This window comes from Giesbergeria sinuosa, from assembly GCF_042652905.1.
GTDB lineage: Bacteria > Pseudomonadota > Gammaproteobacteria > Burkholderiales > Burkholderiaceae_C > Simplicispira > Simplicispira sinuosa.
The window spans coordinates 60734-79109 of the sequence record NZ_JBHSHJ010000007.1 but is presented as its reverse complement, the minus strand read 5'-3'; the positions used below and the strand labels follow the sequence as shown (position 1 = coordinate 79109).

Here is an 18376-nt window from a genome sequence, read left to right as displayed (position 1 = left end):
CAAGTTTAGTGCTTTGCTTGTGCTGCTTCGATCATGGCTTTGGCAACACCACGCAGGATGTGGATTTCCTCGGTCTGCAATTGCGCCCGATTAAAAAGCTGGTTGAGCCGGGGCATGAGCTTTTTGGGTGACGCAGGGTCCAAAAAACCCACAGCCAGCAACGCCTGCTCCCAATGTGCCAGCATCCCTGCCACTTGGGCTGCATCGGCCCGGTTTGTGGTGGTAGTGGCCGGTGCTGTGGCAAGCGCAGCAAACCCGCCCAAAGCTTGGCGCCACTCGTAGGCAATTACCTGAATGGCAGCGGCCAAATTGAGCGAGCCAAATTGCGGGTGCGTTGGGATCTGCAAGGCAACATCACAACGGTACACATCTTCATTGGCCATGCCAAAACGCTCACAACCAAACAAAAAGCCCACCCCCGTCTCTGCACTGGTTGGAGCCGTGGCAGCCGCTGTGGCCTCTGCATGGGCCACAGCATGGGTAGACAGGGCGCCTTGCAACAGCAACTCAAAATGCTGGCGCGGGGCGCGCGTGGGCGGGCCAAAATCACGCGGTGTCATGGCAGTGGCGCACAGATGACTCAGGCCATCTAGGGCTTCATCGAGAGTCTCAACGATGCGGGCATTTTTGAGCACATCCAAGGCACCACTGGCCCGCTGGATGGTTTCTTCACGGCGCAACACGTTGGGCCAACGCGGCGCTACCAGCACCAAATCATCAAAGCCCATAGTTTTCATGGCGCGGGCAGCAGCACCTACATTGCCAGCATGGCTGGTCTGGATCAGGATAAAGCGGGTTTTCATGGCAGGCAGAGCAGACCTGGGGCGTCACCCATGCTGCAAACGTTGCAAAGGCACGATGCACGTTGGGGACGGCACAGGTAAAATCAGGGGCCTTATTGTCGCAGCGCGCATCGCCGGGCTGCGTTTTCTTTGTTCTTGGCCTGTGCGCCGCTGTTTTGTCAGTGAGCGCACCAACTCCCACAATTTATGTCGTCTAATCTGCACCCCATGCTCAACGTGGCCATTAAGGCTGCCCGCGCCGCCGGCGCCCTCATCAACCGCGCGGCCTTGGACGTGGAGGCGGTGCGCATTTCGCAAAAGCAGATCAACGACTTTGTGACAGAAGTAGACCACGCCAGCGAACAAGCCATTATTGAGACCCTGCTCACCGCCTATCCTGGTCACGGCATTTTGGCCGAAGAATCGGGCAGCCAATATGGTGCCAAAGACTCCGAGTTTGTCTGGATCATTGATCCACTGGACGGCACCACCAATTTCATCCACGGTTTTCCGGTCTATGCGGTCAGCATTGCCCTGTCGGTGCGCGGCAAAATTGAGCAGGCCGTGGTTTACGACCCCTCGCGCAATGACCTATTCACCGCCACCAAAGGTCGGGGTGCCTACCTGAACGAGCGCCGTATCCGCGTCAGCAAACGCACCCAGCTCAAAGACAGCCTGATCTCTACAGGCTTTCCGTTTCGTCCTGGGGACAACTTTCAAAACTACATGCGCATGATGGCCGATGTCATGCCACGCACGGCAGGGCTGCGCCGCCCCGGTGCTGCAGCTCTGGACTTGGCTTATATCGCCGCTGGTTATTGCGATGGCTTCTTTGAATCTGGCTTGAGCAGTTGGGATGTGGCAGCAGGCTCGTTGTTGGTAACGGAGGCCGGTGGCCTGATCGGCAACTTTACGGGAGAAGCCGACTTCTTGGAGCAGGGCGAATGCCTGGCAGGCAACCCACGCATCTATGGCCAGCTGGTCAGCATTCTGGGTAAGTACAGCAAGTTTGCCAGCGCAGGCGAAAAAGCAGGTTTGCGCCAAACCGATGCGGTGAGCACTGCCACCGCCTCCGACACAGAAACCAGCGCAACGGCCACCCCTCACGAAACGCCAGACGCGCCTTTCTAAACAGGTGTGTTTGCACCAGAGAGCGGATCTGAATGCCTGTGGCTTGCTTGTCGGGGCTGGTTGTTGCGCCCAGTGCGGGCTGCTGGGGTACTGCTCTCGTCGGGGTAATTGCGGGCAATGCGCTGAAAGTCTTGGGCTATGTCAATAAAGGCATCCACCACTTCAGGATCGAATTGCGTTCCTCGGCCCCGAAGCAACATGGTGCAAGCCTGCTCGTGGGTGAACGGTTCTGGTCTATAGATGCGTGGATGCACCAAGGCATCGTAGACATCGGCCAGCGCCATCAGACGCCCCGCTAAAGGGATGTCTTCTCCCACCAACCCTTCCGGATAACCACCACCATCCCAATGCTCGTGGTGGCTATAGGCCATGTCTTTGGCGATGCGCAAAAAGGGTACCCGCATCCCCAAACGCCGCTCAGCCCCTTCGATGGCCCTGCGCCCCAAAGAAGCATGGCGCTGCATGGTACCAAACTCCTCTGCGGTGAGTTTGCCCGGCTTGAGTAAGATGGCATCGGGAACACCAATCTTGCCAATGTCGTGCAGAGGGGCCGACTTGTAAAACAGCTCAATCATGCGCTCATTGAGTTGGGCCTCAAAACGCGGTTGGGTGCGCAGGCGCTCGGCCAAGGCCTTGACATAGAGTTGGGTGCGCCGAATATGGTTGCCGGTTTCATCATCGCGGGTTTCGGCCAGTGAGGTCATCGCCATGATGGTGACGTCCTGAATGGCCTGCACTTCTAATGTGCGCAAGGCTACTTCACGCTCCAAATACGCACTCTTATCACGCAAAAAATCAGCAGTGGCCTTGAGGGCCAGATGGGTCTGCACCCGTGCCAACAAAATGGGAGGGCTGACTGGCTTGGTAATGTAGTCCACCGCTCCCAGGGCAAAGCCCTTGCGTTCGTCTTCTGTATCAGCACGGGCTGTCAGAAAAATGACCGGAATGTCGCATGTGGTTTCTTGGGCCTTGAGTTGGCGGCACACCTCGTAGCCATCCATGCCAGGCATCATGATGTCCAACAACACCAAATCGGGGGCTGGTCGGGCTTGGGCAATTTTTAAGGCCCGCTCTCCATTGGCAGCCACTTTGACGCTGTAACGCTCCTTGAGCAACTCAGCCATGAGTGCCAAGTTGTCTGGCGTATCGTCCACCACCAATACCACGGGCAAGGGCCGCTCGGGCCGTTGCGGTGGCAAAGGGGTGACAGAGGCTGCTTCCATGATCTCTCCTGGTGTGCTGGCGGCTGGTGTGATGGTGACGTCAGGGGGTGGAGCCAATGCCCGATGCAGCACCGGGTTGTACCCCTTGTTCTGGGATTTGCTCCAAAGACAGATAGCTTTGCAGCAAGGTCTGTGCCGTTGAAAAATCAAATTGACGCACCGCACTGAGCAGTTGCGGCCAATTGGTGCCCACACGCTGCGACAAAGCAGCGGCATGGCGGTCTAGATAAGCCAGAGCTGCGGGGTCATCTTGATCCAACAAGGTATAAAGCCGTTGCAGTGCTGCTGCCTCGCTGCCTTGGGCCATGTCGTCTGTGGGCGCAGACTGGCAACGGCTGTGCTGGGCCTGCCAAAGGCTCAATGGCTCGAGAACGGCCCGCAACTGGGTCTGCAAAGAGGCCAACAGCTCGGTCACGCAAGCCTGTGAGGGTGCCACGTCCACATCCAAGGTTTGCTCCAGCTCTGCAGCCGTTTGGCTCAGGGCAGTGGCTCCCAAGGTGGCGGCCAGCCCACGCAAGCTGTGGGCCAGCCGCCGGGCCGTATCATGGTCTCCTTGGGCCAGACTGGTCGCCAAAATTGTCGCTGTATTGGCTTGATGGCTGACAAAGCGGTGTAACAAGTCTGCATACAACGCCCGCCGCCCCAAAGCGTGGCGCAGGCCCAAGGCCATGTCCAGCCCGGCAATCGGTGGGGGCAGCTCTATGTGCTCAGTCGCCCCGATGTGGGGCTGCACCAAGGCTGCGCCACCTGTGGCCCCACGGGGGGCAATCCAATGCTGCAACACCTGCCACAGCCGTTCTGGCTCCATCGGCTTGGACAGGTGCTCGTTCATGCCTGCTTGCAAGCAACGCTGGCGATCTACCTCGAGGGCATTGGCCGTCATGGCAATGATGGGCAAGGTGGCAAAGCGCGGATCTGCCCGCAGCCACCGCGTTGTGTGCAGACCGTCCATGACGGGCATTTGCATATCCATCAGCACCAAATCGTAATGTTGGTGCTGCAAGCAGTCGATGGCCGCTTGCCCATCTCCAGCCACATCCACCTGCGCTCCCGTTTCTTCTAGCAGAGCGCAGGCCACTTCTTGGTTGAGCAGGTTGTCTTCTACCAATAGCACCCTGGCCCCATGCAGTGCCGGAGGTACCAATGCGGCTTCTGAGCGCCAACCCCCACCTGTGCTGCTGGCAAACTTGGCTTGTGGGCTGGCCAGCACTTCGACAATGGTGTCCAACAACATGGAGGCGTTGACGGGCTTGATCAGCACCTGTGCAATGCCACAACTGCTGGCTGAGCGCAGCACATCTTCGCGGCCAAAGGCTGTGACCATAGCAATGCGCGGGGGTTGTGGCAACTCCATGTCTCCCATGCGCCGTGCCAACTCCAACCCATCCATGCCTGGCATTTGCCAATCCAGCAAGACCAAGGAAAAGGCCCGGCCTTGGGCGCTGGCCTGCCACAGCACCACCAATGCTTGGGCACCAGAATGGGTTTGCTCCACAACAAAACCCATCGCCTGCAACATTTCGGCCAACACCGCAGCAGCAGAAGGGTTGTCATCCACCACCAACACCCGGCTGCCACGCAGATCGGGGGGTGGCAGCAGCACCCTGGCGGGGCCACTGCGTTGCACGGGTACGGTGAACCAGAAAGTCGATCCTTCTCCCCACTGGCTTTGTACCCCTACTTGCCCGCCCATCAGTTCTGCCAAGCTCTTGCAAATAGCCAAACCCAGACCCGTCCCCCCATACTTGCGGGTGGTGGAAGCATCGGCCTGCTGAAAACTCTGAAACAGTTGTGGCAACTGTTCGGGGGCCAATCCAATGCCCGTGTCTCGCACCTCAAAGCGCAGCAGCACACGGGCATCACATTCTTCCTGCACCCGCACCGCCACCCCAATCTCGCCACGCTCGGTAAACTTGACGGCATTGTTGGCATAGTTGATCAGTATCTGACCAATGCGCAGCGCATCGCCTACCAGATGGGTGGGCACATCGGGGGCCACATCACAAATCAGTTCCAACCCCTGGGCCGCAGCCTTCTGACCAATCACATCAATGACGCCAGCCAACACCTGATCGAGCACAAAGGGACGGGGGTCAATGCGCAGCTTGCCAGCCTCCACCCGCGAGAAGTCCAGAATGTCGTTCAGGATGCCCATCAAGTGGCGACTGGCCTGCTCAATTTTGCCAATATAGTCGCGTTGACGCTCATTTAGACCCGACTGCAAAGCCAAATGTGACATGCCAATGATGGCATTCATGGGCGTGCGAATTTCGTGGCTCATATTGGCCAAAAAACTAGACTTGAGGGCCACCGACTGTTCGGCCCGCTCCTTGGCCTGTTGCAACTCTTGGGCAGCCCGTTGGCGTTCGGTGATATCAACAAAGACACCGATGACTCCGCCCGGCTGACCATCGGGCTGGGCAAAGCCTTGCAGCCAATACAGCATGTGGTGCAGCTGTCCATCGGCATGGGGAATATCGATCTCGCGGTGTACAGGCGCTTGCATGCAGCCCAAGGCTATCTGGGTGGCCTGCTGGAACTCCTCACGCAGTGCAGACCCAAGGTAATCTAGCTCTAATACCGTGCGCCCCAACAAGTCTTCACGGCGTTGACCAAACGCTTGGGTGTAGGCACGGTTGAGGCCCAAATAACGCCCCTGAGCATCTTTGTAAAACACCGGCATCGGAATGGTGTCAATCAGCACCTGCTGAAACTGCATGGCCGCCTGCATCGCCAACTCAATGCGCCGGGCCTCGCTCACATCCTCAATCACCCACAAAGAGGCCTCTTGGCAGCCTTCCAGCTCCACCCGATGCCCAGACAAGCGGGCCTCAAAATGACTGCCATTGCTGCGGTACAAACGCCAATCGATCCGCACGGGTTGCCCATCCGCCAACAACGGGGCCACCTTGGCCGAAAAAGCCGCTTGCTGCTCCAAATTACCAAAAAAGGCACTGGTACTTTGGCCGATACGCACTGGCCCCAACAAAACGACCAAGGCTGGATTGAATTTGTGCACCACACCGTTGCCCACTACCAGCACCGGTGGGGCATGGTCAAAAATGGCCGTTTGCTCTTGCAAGAGTTCTCGCAGCCGTGCTTCGCTGTGGCGTTTTTCTTGCTGCTCGCCAATACGACGGGTTACATCTTGTTGCAATCCAACCAGCCCCATGCACTTGCCTTGGGCATCCAACACTGGAGAGATGGTGACATCATCGTAGTATTCGGTGCCATCACGACGGCAATTAATAAACTGCCCTGTCCAGATGCGCCCCGCCATGACGGTACTCCACATATCATGGAACGTCTGTGCCGAGGTGCGGCCGCTGGCCAACATAGACGGTTTGCGGCCCCGCACTTCATGCAGCGCATAGCCGGTATTGCGCTCAAATTGCGGATTGACCCACTCAATCACACCACTGGCATCGGTGACAACCACTGCCAGCGGATTGTGCTCCAAAGCTGTGCCCAACAGTTGCACGCGCGCCAACATGGCCGCCATGCGGGCGCGGCTGCGCAGCAAGGCCAATACCAACAACCCCAGCAAAACCAGCAAGACCCAAGCAATCGAACCATAACGCAAGCTGTCGGCGGCAGACATCTGCGGGCTGACATTGTCCAACATGACCAACTGCCAAGGGCCATCGGGATGGCCCCAATCCATACCACGCTGCTGTACCGTATGGGCCTGCCCATCTACCACCACCTCGGTGGCCACAGGTGAAAACGGCAAGGCAGAGGCGACACCATTGTCAAAATGATGACCAAACTGCCCCAAGGCGGCAATGGCGTCAATGCGACTTTGTGTCAGTGGCGGTGCCACGGTATAGATCCACTCGGGCCGTGTGGCCGCAAACACCACGCCTTGGGGTGACAGCAACAGCATGGGATGGCCGGCACGGGCCAACAGTGCATCCAAGGGAGAAAACGCCAACTGCACCACCAACACGCCAGAAACTCGATCAGACTGCGGGCAGTGGGCCGACAGAGGTGCCAACAGATAGAGCTGGCGTTCATGGGTGCTGGGGCTGACGGCGGCTTGTACCTGTATGTCAGGGCCAGCCACCATGGCAAAACGCTGGCGTAAGTGCAGACCAGCCGCAGATAAACGGGTACTAGAAACATCTTGGGCCAACACCTGCCCCTGGGCATCGAGTATGTAGACCGCTTCGGCAGACAGGGCTGTGCGCACTTTGGTTAGCCAAGCGGTAAGGGCTTTTTCGGGCATGGTGGCTGGTTGCTGCACACGCTGTTGCGCCAGTGTGCAAGGCACCTGCCCCCCATTTTTCAGGTGCTCACGCAATACCTGCTGGGCCGCCTGCCCATCCAGTGCCTGCGCCATCAACTCCAGCATCTGCCCCTTGGTGGTTTGGCGCTCATGCAAACGCTGTTCGCGAACCTCCTGCACCGCCAGTGCCGCCCCCAACACCGCCAACAGCAACACCACGACCACACCACGCCAGCCATACAAAGGATGCTGTGGCATGGGATGCTGGAGCATAGGAAACTGAACGTTGGTAAAAGTCAGGGCTGGGCATGGAGCAGTGCCTGCAACGCCTGCGCCGAACCCGGACGGCCAAACAGGTAGCCCTGGAACTGCTCACAACCGTGCAACCGCAAGAATCCCATCTGGCCGGTGGTCTCGACCCCTTCGGCCACGGCTACCAAATCGAGGCTCTGCGCCAATGCCAAGATGGTGCGCACAATTGCGGCGTCATTGGGGTCGGTGAGTACATCGCGCACAAAACTCTGGTCAATCTTGACTTGGTCTAGCGGCAGGCGCTTGAGGTAGCTAAGGCTGGAATAACCAGTACCAAAATCGTCCAGCGCAAAGCCTACGCCCTCATGCTGGAGTTGCTCCATACGATCGATGGTGCATTCCAAATCGCCCAACAGCATGCTTTCGGTCAGCTCCACCTTGAGTCGGCGCGGGTTGGCGCCGGTCTCGGCCAGAATCTCCAGCACCTCGGCCACAAAGCCCGGTTGGCGAAACTGGCGCGCACTCACATTGACAGCCACACTGAGATGGGCAGCCTGCGGATCGTCAGCCCACTCTACCAATTGCAGGCAAGCGGTGCGCAACACATGACGCCCCAGCGGCAAAATCAAGCCGGTTTGTTCAGCCAATGGGATGAAATCGGCCGGGCTGATCATGCCGCGCTCGGGGTGACGCCAGCGTGCCAGTGCCTCGGCGCCCAAAATCTGCCCACGGTGATTGACCACGGGTTGGTATTGCACAAACAGCTCACCACGCTCTAGCCCCAAGCGCAAGTCGGCCTCTAAACTGGAGCGGGCCAACAGCGCCGCCTGCATGGACGGGTCAAACAAGCGTTGGGTATTGCGGCCTGCGGCCTTGGCTTGGTACATAGCCAAATCGGCCCGCTTGAGCAGTTCATCGACGCTGTGGCGCTCATCGCCAAACAGCGTGATACCAATGCTGGGGGTGCTGTAATGCGGTGCTGCGCCCAAGGTGTAGGGCGTATTCAAGGCCCGCAACAATTTTTCGGCCACGGTCTCGGCCTGGGCTGTGGCGGTGCTCACATCAGCACAGAGACCATCGAGCATGACCACAAATTCATCACCGCCAAAACGGGCTACCGTGTCAGCATCGCGCACCACAGCCACGAGGCGCTGTGCCACTTGGGTCAGTAGCAGGTCGCCAATATCGTGGCCCTGGGTGTCATTGAGGTCTTTGAAATTGTCCAGATCAATGAACAGCAAAGCCCCGCGCTGCTGTTTGCGCAAACATACCGCAATCGTATGTTCTAGCCGATTGAGCAACAGACGCCGATTGGGCAACCCGGTCAGGGCATCGTAAAAAGCCAGTCGTTCAATTTCTTCTTCAGCGCGCTTGCGTTCGGTCATGTCCAACGTATAGCCATGCAGCAGCACACTGCCATCAGACTCCATTTGCGGCACGGCACTGGTCATGTGCCAGCGTATCGTGCCATCGTCGGCATGCACTCGGTATTCACTTTGCCACGGTTGCAAGTCGTGTGCCGCACGCTGCAACGTAAGACGCATGCGTTGCAAATCACTGGCATCGACCCTGGCCTCAATTTGGGCCAAATCGTGCATGACGGTCTGGGCCGAGACCCCCAACAGCTCTTGCACGGCATCGCTGATGTACGGAATGCAGGTCGAACCATCAGGACGAATGCGGTACTGGTAAATAAACCCTGGAATGCTGCTGGCAATGCGTTGGATAAAGTCCAGTTGTTCACGCAGTTGTGCTGCCACCTGGTGCCCCTGGGTCACATCCAGCACCACACCCAACTCCATCACGGTGCCCTCTTGGGTTTGGTGCAGACACATGCGCGTGCGCAAACGGCGCACCTGACCGTCGGGACGGCGCCAGCGGTATTCCATATCGCGGCCATCCATGCGGGCGACTGCATCCTGAAAGGCGCTCCAATCGTCGGGCAAGATGCCACTGCGCCCCTGTTGGCAACTGACCCACTCTTGCTCAGGAAAACCCGCCAAATGGCATAACCCCGGAGACCAGTACGAGCCGCTGCTGTGGTCTCCGCGAATACGCCACCAGTAGCCCGCTCGGGCCAAGTCCTCCATCGCCTGAAAGACACGGGCCTGCTCATGCAATTGGCGCTGTGCCTCCTGCAATTGCTGTTGTGTCTGCGCCAACCTTGCGCGCAAGGCGGCAATTTCCACCACTGGGTCTTCCAGTGACATACAGGTTTCGGGCTGCAACGATGGCTCGTTACCCTGGCTGATGACGGGAAATAAGGCTCTGGAGGTAAACGAATTCACGGCGACAGTGCAGCAATGGCGAAGAATCAGACATAGTAAGGTGCAATAGCCATAAGAAAGTAACAGAAAACGGCTTGCCTGACACCATTAGCGTGCCCAATGCCCACGGAATGCACCCCAGTCCGGTCCGAGATGGGGCAGTTCGCTAAGCCCAACAGCGGCAAAATTGCGCTTTGTCTAGCAAACAGTTAGTGCCAAGCAATTTTTTATCTGCGGCATGGATCAGTAATGGATAACAACGACAAACCCATCAAGGCCAAGGCCGGTGAACACCACACCCCCATGATGCAGCAATACCTGAGCCTCAAGGCTGGGTATCCCGACACGCTCTTGTTTTATCGCATGGGTGATTTTTACGAGGTCTTTTATGCCGATGCCGAAAAAGCAGCACGGCTACTGGATATCACCCTGACCCAACGCGGCCAGTCGGCAGGTCAGCCGGTGATGATGGCCGGGGTGCCGTTCCATGCGCTAGAGAACTATTTAGCCCGCCTCATCAAGTTGGGCGAATCGGTTGCCATTTGTGAACAGGTGGGGGATGTAGCTACCAGCAAAGGCCCCGTGGAACGCAAGGTGGTGCGGGTGGTCACCCCCGGCACGCTCACCGATGCCGAATTGCTTTCAGACAAAACCGAAGCCCTGTTGTTGGCTATCCACCAAGGGCCACGCGCCCGTTATGGCTTGGCTTGGATGAGTGTGACGCAAGGCATTGTGCAGTTGGCAGAATGCCACCCGGACGAGCTGGCCGCATGGTTGGTGCGCATTGCCCCCAGCGAGGTGATTTACAGCGCCGGTAGCAACGAGCGTTTTGAGCAGCAATTGTTGCTGCTGCGACAGCGTGGTGCTTTTCAATGCCCCATCAGCCCCAGGCCCGATTGGCAGTTTGACCCCGCTTTGGGGGCACGCCAATTGCTAACGCAACTCGGGGCTGCTGGCCTACACGCTTGGGGCGCACAAGACTTGGCCCAAGCCCATGCGGCAGCTGGTGCCCTGCTGCAATATGCCGAACACACCCAAGGCCGGGCACTGACCCATGTTCACCACATCCAAGTGCAACGCACAGGTGACATGATCGACCTGCCCGCCAGCACACGGCGCAATTTGGAGCTAGTCAAAACCCTGCGTGGCGAAGACGGGCCCACACTGCTGTCCTTGCTCGATACCTGTATGACCGGCATGGGCAGCCGCCTGCTCAAGACTTGGCTGCTGGAGCCTCGGCGCGAGCGCACCGAGGCCCAAGCGCGGCTGGCGGCCACCACGGCGCTGCACAAGCATGGCAATCTCTGGCAAACCTTGCGCAACGCACTAAAAGGTGTGAGCGATGTCGAGCGCATCAGTGCCCGCATCGCACTGCGCCAAGTGCGCCCACGCGAACTGGTGGCGCTGTGCAAAACCTTGCAAAAGCAGGAGCTGCTCGCCCTGCTCCCCCCCGAGGCCGACCCCTACCTCAGCCATATTGCTGCTGATTTGCAAGTGCCACCGGCTTGTGTCACCTTATTGCAAGCGGCGATAGCCGAAGAACCAGCCGCCTTGGTGCGCGATGGTGGCGTCATTGCCAATGGCTTTGATGCCGATTTGGATGAGCTACGCGCCATCCAGAGCAATTGCGATGCTTTTTTGCTCGATTTAGAAAGCCGCGAACGCACCCGCACTGGCATTGCCAATCTGCGCGTGCAGTTCAACAAGGTGCATGGTTTTTATATCGAAGTCACGCAGGGCCAAAGCAGCAAAGTGCCCGACGACTACCGCCGCCGCCAGACGCTCAAAAACGCCGAACGCTTTATCACCCCCGAATTGAAAGCCTTTGAAGACAAGGCTTTGTCGGCACAGGAGCGGGCACTGGCCCGTGAAAAATGGCTGTACGAGCAGGTGCTGGAGCAGTTACAAGGCTATGTGCCAGCACTCACACGCATGGCACGGGCCTTGGCGGCGCTGGACGTGTTGTGCTGCTTGGCCGAACGCGCACTCACACTGAACTGGTGTGTGCCAGAGTTCACCCCCGAGCCCTGTATTGACATTGAAGCGGGCCGTCACCCGGTCGTAGAAGCCCGATTGGCCCAAACCTCGAGCGGCGCTTTTATAGCCAACCACACACGGCTCAACCCCCACACACGCTTGCAAATTATCACCGGCCCCAACATGGGCGGTAAATCGACCTATATGCGCCAAGTGGCACTGATCGTGCTGTTGGCTAGCATGGGCAGCCATGTGCCCGCCAACGCCTGCCGCTTGGGGCCGATTGACGCCATCCACACCCGCATTGGGGCCGCCGATGACTTGGCCAACGCCCAATCGACCTTCATGTTAGAGATGGTGGAGGCAGCGCAAATTTTGCACGCCGCCACACCACACAGCCTGGTGCTGATGGATGAGATTGGCCGAGGCACCAGCACCTTTGATGGATTGGCGCTAGCCAGTGGGATTGCCACCCACTTGCATGACAAGACCAAGGCGCTCACACTGTTTGCCACACATTACTTTGAACTGACCGAACTGCCTGCGCAAGCACGCCATGCCGTCAATTGGCATGTGAGCGCCGCCGAATCCGGCCACGATATTGTGTTTTTGCATGAACTTCAAAGTGGCCCAGCCAGCCGCAGCTATGGCATTCAAGTAGCCAAGCTGGCGGGCATTCCTGCCGCTGTGTTGCACCACGCCCGCCACACCCTCGCGAGCTTGGAAGAGCGTGCCAGCCAACACCAAGCCCAGGTAGATTTGTTTGCTGCACCTCCAGCGGCAGAGCCACCTCCATCCAGCCCCGTAGAGGCGGCACTGGCACAGATACAACCCGATGCCCTAAGCCCCCGAGAGGCTTTGGAGACCCTCTACCAACTCAAGCGGCTGGCCGAGCAGACGGCGGCCCCTTCCTCCTAAAGCGCCACCCCTACCCGATCGCGACCAGCTTCTTTGGCATGGTAGAGCGCCCGATCGGCCGCCTGGAGCAAGGGTTCGGGGCCGTTGCTACCATCGGGCACCGCAATGGCTACGCCAAAGCTGGCCGTGACACAACCTTGGGTATGCAGGGCGTGGGGAATGGCCTCTTGGGCAATGACCAAACGCAGCTTTTCTGCCAGTTGCTGGATGCCATGCAGATCAGTGGCTGGTGCAATCACGGCAAATTCTTCGCCTCCATACCGGGCTACCAAATCGCCAGGACGGCGCACATTGTCCGCCAGTATCTGGGCGACCCGACGCAGACAGTGGTCGCCCTCCACATGACCATAATGGTCGTTGTAGCGTTTGAAATAATCGATATCTATCATGATCAACGCCAATGGCTGGCGGGTGCGTCTGGCCCGAGACCATTCCTCGGCCAACACCTCATCAAAACAGCGTCGATTGGCCAGCCCGGTCAGGCCATCGGTGTGCGATTGGCTAGACAGCTCACGATTGGCAGCCTCTAGTGCCGCCGTGCGCTCGGCCACTTGGCTTTCCAGATTTTGTGTGTAGTTGCGCATCTGCTCGGTCATGAACCCCAGAGCATGGGACAGCGCCCCCACTTCGGCCATCGGGCTATGGATACGAGGCTGAGCACTGTTCCAATCGCCTTGCCCCAATTGTTGTGCCCAATGCCCCAACGCCTCCAAGGGCCGCGCCACCCATTTGCTCACTACCCAAGCCGCCAGCAGGCTGATCAGTACCGACACCATGACCAAACCCACAAAATGCTCCATCAGATTTTCACTGGGGGCATTAAAACGGCTTTGTGGCAAGGCTACGCCAATGCGCAAGGGCGGGCCATCAGGGAGTTGGTATGTCCACCAATCCAACAGGTACGGCTCTCCTTGAATTTGCCGTATCGCCCGCCCCTGTGGCTGGTTTTGGCTGTCCATTGCTTGGGCGGTGCTGCGAATCACTGGGTGTTGGCTATCTGCCGCCCGGATACGGACGGCTTTGCCATTGTCTAAGTGGTAGAGCGGATCGGAGATGGAGGTGGCCAACAAGGCTCCACTGGCGTCCGCCAACAAGGCCACACCGCCCAGCTCACGGGTGATGTCGGCCAACAACTGGCTCAATTGCACCAGCGCGACATCGGCATTCAGCACCCCGATAAAGTGGCCTTCGGCATTGCGCAAGGGAGCCGACATGCCCATGCCCATCGCCTCGTAGGCGCCCTGTTCATCGTGGATGACATAGCGATAGGGCAAATACCATTGCATACCCGCCCTATCCGCTGCTATTTGAAACCAAGGCCGGGTGCGGGCGTCAAAATAGCGATTACCCAAGGCGATGCGCTGGCCGCGCTGGTTGTCGTCGCGGATGCGATAGATAGACATCACGCGCCCCTCGCTCAAGGGTGCATCTAACAGACGCAAGCTCTTGTCTTTTCCCAACGGGGGACGACTGACCGAAAAATACTCCCCTTCGGCATTACCCATCGACAAAAAAGTCAATAGCGGCTCACGACGCAACTGGTGCAAAAAGAATGGCAGCAGGCGCTCTTGATCTTGGGGTTGCAACAATCCGGCACGAAAGAGCTGTACGTTAAACGACAACACCTGCTGTGGCACCGCAAAGAACTGCACCACCTTGTCGTAGATACGCGCGCTGACCTCGCGGGCCAATTGCGTTTGGTATTGCTCGGCAGAGGTTTGTGCCGCCCGGTAGGAGAACCAGCCATGCACCATAAGCAACGGTAGCAACACCAACAACAGCACCGCCAACAACAGCCGTTGCAGGGTAATGCGAAGTGCAGGACGTACCATACTAAAAATATACCTCCTGCGTTGCTGGCCTAGTGGCCCGGTGGCTTATGGGTTTAGCCTGCGCTGCCTAGGCTCAAGCCCGCATGCTCGCGCAGTGGGTGGAAATGAATCTTCGGAAATCGCTCTTGCGCCAAGCGCACATCGTAGGGGCTGGTGCAAAGATAAGCCAGCGTATCTGCAGCATCATGGGCCAAACGCATGGGGTAGGCATCGGTAAAGGCGCGCAAGTCGGTGGGGCTGTCTGCCGTAATCCAACGGGCGCCGGTGTATTGGCAGCTCTCTAGCCGCACATCGCAGTCGTATTCAGCCTTCAGTCGGTGTTGCACTACTTCAAACTGCAATTGACCAATGGCCCCCAACAGCATGTTGCCGCCAGTGTCGGGCTTGAACACCTGAATCGCGCCTTCTTCACCCAACTGCGCCAAGCCCTGCTGCAACTGCTTGGTGCGCAGCGGGTTTTTGAGCACCACGGTCATGAACATTTCTGGTGCAAAGAAGGGCAGGCCAGTAAATTGCAAACTCGCGCCATCGGTAATGGTGTCACCCAACTGCACACCACCGTGGGTGGTGAACCCGATGATGTCGCCCGCATAGGCTTCTTCTACGGCCTCACGGCGCTGGCTCATGAAAGTCACCACGCTGGTGGGGCGCAGCTCTTTGGCGGTGCGTTGCACGCGCAGCTTCATGCCAGGCTGGTAGCGCCCCGAGGCCACGCGCACAAAGGCGATGCGGTCGCGGTGGTTGGCATCCATGTTGGCCTGTACCTTGAAGACTACGCCAGCAAAGCCTTCGTCTTCGGGCTGGATGGTTTTGACCACCGGCTGCTTGTTGACCTGCAAGGTACTGACACGCGGGCCAGGTGATGGAGCCATGTCTACCAGCGCATCGAGCACTTCCATGACACCAAAGTTGTTTACCCCCGAGCCAAAAAACACCGGCGTGAGTTTGCCTGCCAAGAACGCCGCATGATCCCAAGCGGGTGAAGCCCCTACCGCCAGCTCCATGCTCTCCATCGCAGCATCAAACTCGCTGCCAAAGCGGGCGCGCAAGGTGTCTACCTCGGTGAGCGGGATGGCTTCAAAGTCTTGCGGGCGGCGCTCGCTGCCCGACTCAAACACCGTCATGGTCTGGTTGCGCAGGTTGATGATGCCGCCAAATCGTTTGCCTTGGCCCACCGGCCACGTCATAGGGCAGCAAGGCATGCCCAGTTCACGCTCTACTTCGTCCAGAATGTCCAGCGGATCGCGCACCTCGCGGTCCATTTTGTTGACAAAGGTGATGATGGGGGTGTCACGCTGGCGGCACACCTCAATCAGGCGGCGGGTTTGGGATTCGACACCATTGGCCGCGTCAATCACCATCAGGGCCGAATCGACAGCCGTGAGCACACGGTAGGTATCTTCTGAGAAGTCTTTGTGGCCGGGAGTATCGAGCAGGTTAATCACATGCTCACGGTAGAGCATCTGCATCACCGAACTGGCCACCGAGATGCCGCGCTGCTTTTCGATTTCCATCCAGTCGGAGGTGGCATGGCGGCTGGCCTTGCGGCCCTTGACGGCCCCAGCAATCTGGATGGCACCCGAAAACAGCAACAGCTTTTCAGTCAGCGTGGTTTTACCCGCATCGGGGTGAGAAATAATGGCAAAGGTGCGGCGGCGCCGGGTTTCGGGGGCGTAAGACACAGGGGAGCGTTCCAGAACGAGAGGGATAGCGACTGCCAATGCGCAGCGGCCACAGAGAGATACTGTGGGAGGGTGGCCCGTCGGCGCCCAAAGCGCACACCAGGCCGGGTACAAGGCAGCGATTTTACCGGGGCAACTCGCTTGCAGGCAGAGCCGTGATGGTTGGTAGAAAATGGCCCTTTGCAACCTGCCTGATCCAGGCCAGAGAAACCTCATGGGCATAGGCCACTACATCAAAGAAATTGGGCGCGGCCCCCGCGGCGCCAAACCACTGACCCGCGAACAGGCCGCCGATTTATTCGCTCAGGTGCTCGACGGCACGGTGAGTGATCTAGAAATTGGCGCCTTTTGCTTGGCTATGCGCATCAAGAGTGAAACCCCCCAAGAGCTGGCCGGTTTTCTGGATGCTACCCACGCCCGATTGCCCCGGTGGCCCACCAGCACCCGACCGCTGGTGGTGCTGCCAAGCTACAACGGCGCCCGCAAGCTGCCGGTACTCACGCCCCTGTTGGCCTTGCTGTTGGCCCGCGAGGGGTTGCCCGTGCTGCTACACGGCATGCGCACCGAGGCGCGCCGGGTTTTAGCCTCCGAGGTTTTGCAGGCGCTGGGGGTTGCAGCCCTGACAAAACCAGAAGCCATTGCTGCGGGTCAAGTGGCGCATATTGACACTCACGATCTGCACCCCGGTCTGGCCCGCCTGCTGGCGGCACGCGAAGTGATTGGGCTGCGCAATCCCGGCCACAGCGTTGTCAAACTGATGAACCCCGGCGCCGAAGCCGCCTTGGTCGTCACCAGCTACACCCATCCTGAATACCTAGAGCGGCTGTGTGCCACCTTTACGCTGCTCCAGGCCAATGCGTTGCTCTCGCGCGGCCTAGAGGGCGAAGTGGCTGCTGACCCACGCCGCTGGCCCCGTTACGACGGCTTCGTGCAGGGGCAGCACTCCTTGCTGGAGGAGCAACAGGCAGGCACCGCCAGCGAGGTGCCGGGCTTGCCCACAGAAATTGACGTAGCCAGCACCACACGCTATACACAAGCGGTCATGCAAGGACGTTTGCCCGTGCCCACGGCATTGCAACGGCAGGTAGAACACATCCTGCATTTGGTAGCAAAAATGTGAATGTGGGCACAGGCCCAGTACGGGCTGTTGTCTCTGCGCTCTGGTGGCTTTGCGCTGACGCAAAAAGTCGCGCCTCGAAACCGCATGGAGGCATGAGGCCGAGCCGCCTGTGGCTATCATCGCGCAGATTCGCCTGCCACGGCAGCGCCAGGCCTTCCCTCACCACTGCCCAGGAACCTATGCCCACAGACCTGCCTTTTTCCGACGATGCAGCCCCCCATGCCCTGCTGCTGACCAAGCTGTTGACCGTGGCCGAACGCATTGCCCACCAAGGAGACATGCAGGCCGTGCCCGAACTGTTGGACATGGCCTCGGAACACCCAGAATCCCCCGAGCTGGCCGCTCTGGCCGAGGCCTTTGCCAAACTGGTCGTGCAGCATGAAGTCAAGGAGTTTGAGCTGCAATGCACCATTGACCACCTGCAACGCACCAAACAAGACTTGGAGTTGGCTAACTACGACCCCCTGACAGGGTTGGCCAACCGGGCCATTGCCCGCGACCGATTACAACAAGGCATGGAGCAGTCTAGACGCAGCAACTTGCCGCTGGCGGTGTTTTACATGGATCTAGACCGCTTCAAGTGGGTCAACGACAACATGGGCCATGCCGCCGGAGATGAGTTGCTGCGCCAAGTGTCGCAGCGCCTGCGCGATGCGGTACGCGCCGTAGACACCGTGGCCCGCTTGGGAGGTGACGAGTTTTTGTGCATCTTGCCCGATATGCTCACGGTGACTGATGCCCAGGCGCTGGCAGCACGCCTGGTGTACAGCTTGGCCCAGCCTTTTCCACTGGCAGCAGGCATTGCCTCAATTGGCACCAGCATTGGCATCGCGCTGTTTCCCGACCATGCCGACCATGTGGACGGCCTGATCGCCTGCGCTGATGCCGCGCTGTACCAAGCCAAGAATGCCGGGCGCAACGGCTGGCGACTGTACGAGCGGCCCAGTGCCTGAGCCTGAGCCTG

Annotated in this window: 10 protein-coding genes; 4 read left to right on the top strand and 6 right to left on the bottom strand. The window is 58.9% G+C overall.

Going from position 1 to position 18376, the window contains the following annotated elements:
- Positions 1-5: 5 nt before the first annotated feature.
- The gene (locus ACFO6X_RS10175; RefSeq protein WP_382432637.1) at positions 6-803 is read right to left on the bottom strand and encodes an RNA methyltransferase; all 798 of its coding nucleotides are present in this window, start codon (positions 801-803) and stop codon (positions 6-8) included.
- Positions 804-989: 186 nt separating this feature from the next.
- On the opposite strand from ACFO6X_RS10175, the gene ACFO6X_RS10170 reads away from it, so the two are divergent.
- Positions 990-1913, top strand: coding sequence for an inositol monophosphatase family protein (locus ACFO6X_RS10170; RefSeq protein ID WP_382432635.1), 924 nt, complete (start codon positions 990-992; stop codon positions 1911-1913).
- Here ACFO6X_RS10170 and ACFO6X_RS10165 read toward each other — a convergent pair.
- Genes ACFO6X_RS10165 through ACFO6X_RS10155 form a run of 3 tightly spaced genes read right to left on the bottom strand, consistent with a single transcriptional unit; the run spans position 1910 to position 9904 of the window.
- Positions 1910-3136 (bottom strand): response regulator, encoded by a 1227-nt coding sequence (locus ACFO6X_RS10165; protein ID WP_382432633.1) that lies wholly within the window; start codon positions 3134-3136, stop codon positions 1910-1912. The two genes, ACFO6X_RS10170 and ACFO6X_RS10165, sit on opposite strands and share 4 nt — an antisense overlap.
- Positions 3137-3176: 40 nt before the next feature.
- Complete coding sequence (locus ACFO6X_RS10160; protein ID WP_382432631.1) at positions 3177-7637, bottom strand: response regulator; 4461 nt, start codon at positions 7635-7637, stop codon at positions 3177-3179.
- A gap of 23 nt (positions 7638-7660) precedes the next feature.
- The gene (locus tag ACFO6X_RS10155; RefSeq protein WP_382432629.1) at positions 7661-9904 is read right to left on the bottom strand and encodes a putative bifunctional diguanylate cyclase/phosphodiesterase; all 2244 of its coding nucleotides are present in this window, start codon (positions 9902-9904) and stop codon (positions 7661-7663) included.
- Positions 9905-10132: 228 nt separating this feature from the next.
- Here ACFO6X_RS10155 and mutS point away from each other — a divergent pair, with 228 nt between their 5' ends.
- Positions 10133-12778: a DNA mismatch repair protein MutS gene (gene mutS / locus ACFO6X_RS10150; RefSeq protein WP_382432627.1), complete on the top strand. Its 2646-nt coding sequence runs from the start codon at positions 10133-10135 to the stop codon at positions 12776-12778.
- Here the strand turns inward: mutS and ACFO6X_RS10145 are convergent.
- Positions 12775-14610, bottom strand: a complete 1836-nt coding sequence (locus tag ACFO6X_RS10145) for a diguanylate cyclase (protein WP_382432625.1) — start codon at positions 14608-14610, stop codon at positions 12775-12777. The two genes, mutS and ACFO6X_RS10145, sit on opposite strands and share 4 nt — an antisense overlap.
- 53 nt (positions 14611-14663) lie before the next feature.
- Positions 14664-16292, bottom strand: coding sequence for a peptide chain release factor 3 (locus ACFO6X_RS10140; RefSeq protein WP_382432623.1), 1629 nt, complete (start codon positions 16290-16292; stop codon positions 14664-14666).
- Between the two features lie 214 nt (positions 16293-16506).
- Here ACFO6X_RS10140 and ybiB point away from each other — a divergent pair, with 214 nt between their 5' ends.
- Together ybiB and ACFO6X_RS10130 are read left to right on the top strand one after the other, a co-directional pair.
- Positions 16507-17412, top strand: a complete 906-nt coding sequence (gene ybiB / locus ACFO6X_RS10135) for a DNA-binding protein YbiB (RefSeq protein WP_382432621.1) — start codon at positions 16507-16509, stop codon at positions 17410-17412.
- A 179-nt stretch (positions 17413-17591) separates the two neighbouring features.
- Complete coding sequence (locus tag ACFO6X_RS10130) at positions 17592-18365, top strand: diguanylate cyclase domain-containing protein (RefSeq protein WP_382432619.1); 774 nt, start codon at positions 17592-17594, stop codon at positions 18363-18365.
- Positions 18366-18376 lie beyond the last annotated feature (11 nt).

Coding starts and splice junctions, on each gene's coding strand:
- ACFO6X_RS10175 (WP_382432637.1), bottom strand. CDS start 803: ATGAAAACCCGCTTTATCCTGATCCAGACCAGCCATGCTGGCAATGTA.
- ACFO6X_RS10170 (WP_382432635.1), top strand. CDS start 990: ATGTCGTCTAATCTGCACCCCATGCTCAACGTGGCCATTAAGGCTGCC.
- ACFO6X_RS10165 (WP_382432633.1), bottom strand. CDS start 3,136: ATGGAAGCAGCCTCTGTCACCCCTTTGCCACCGCAACGGCCCGAGCGG.
- ACFO6X_RS10160 (WP_382432631.1), bottom strand. CDS start 7,637: ATGCTCCAGCATCCCATGCCACAGCATCCTTTGTATGGCTGGCGTGGT.
- mutS (WP_382432627.1), top strand. CDS start 10,133: ATGGATAACAACGACAAACCCATCAAGGCCAAGGCCGGTGAACACCAC.
- ACFO6X_RS10145 (WP_382432625.1), bottom strand. CDS start 14,610: ATGGTACGTCCTGCACTTCGCATTACCCTGCAACGGCTGTTGTTGGCG.
- ybiB (WP_382432621.1), top strand. CDS start 16,507: ATGGGCATAGGCCACTACATCAAAGAAATTGGGCGCGGCCCCCGCGGC.
- ACFO6X_RS10130 (WP_382432619.1), top strand. CDS start 17,592: ATGCCCACAGACCTGCCTTTTTCCGACGATGCAGCCCCCCATGCCCTG.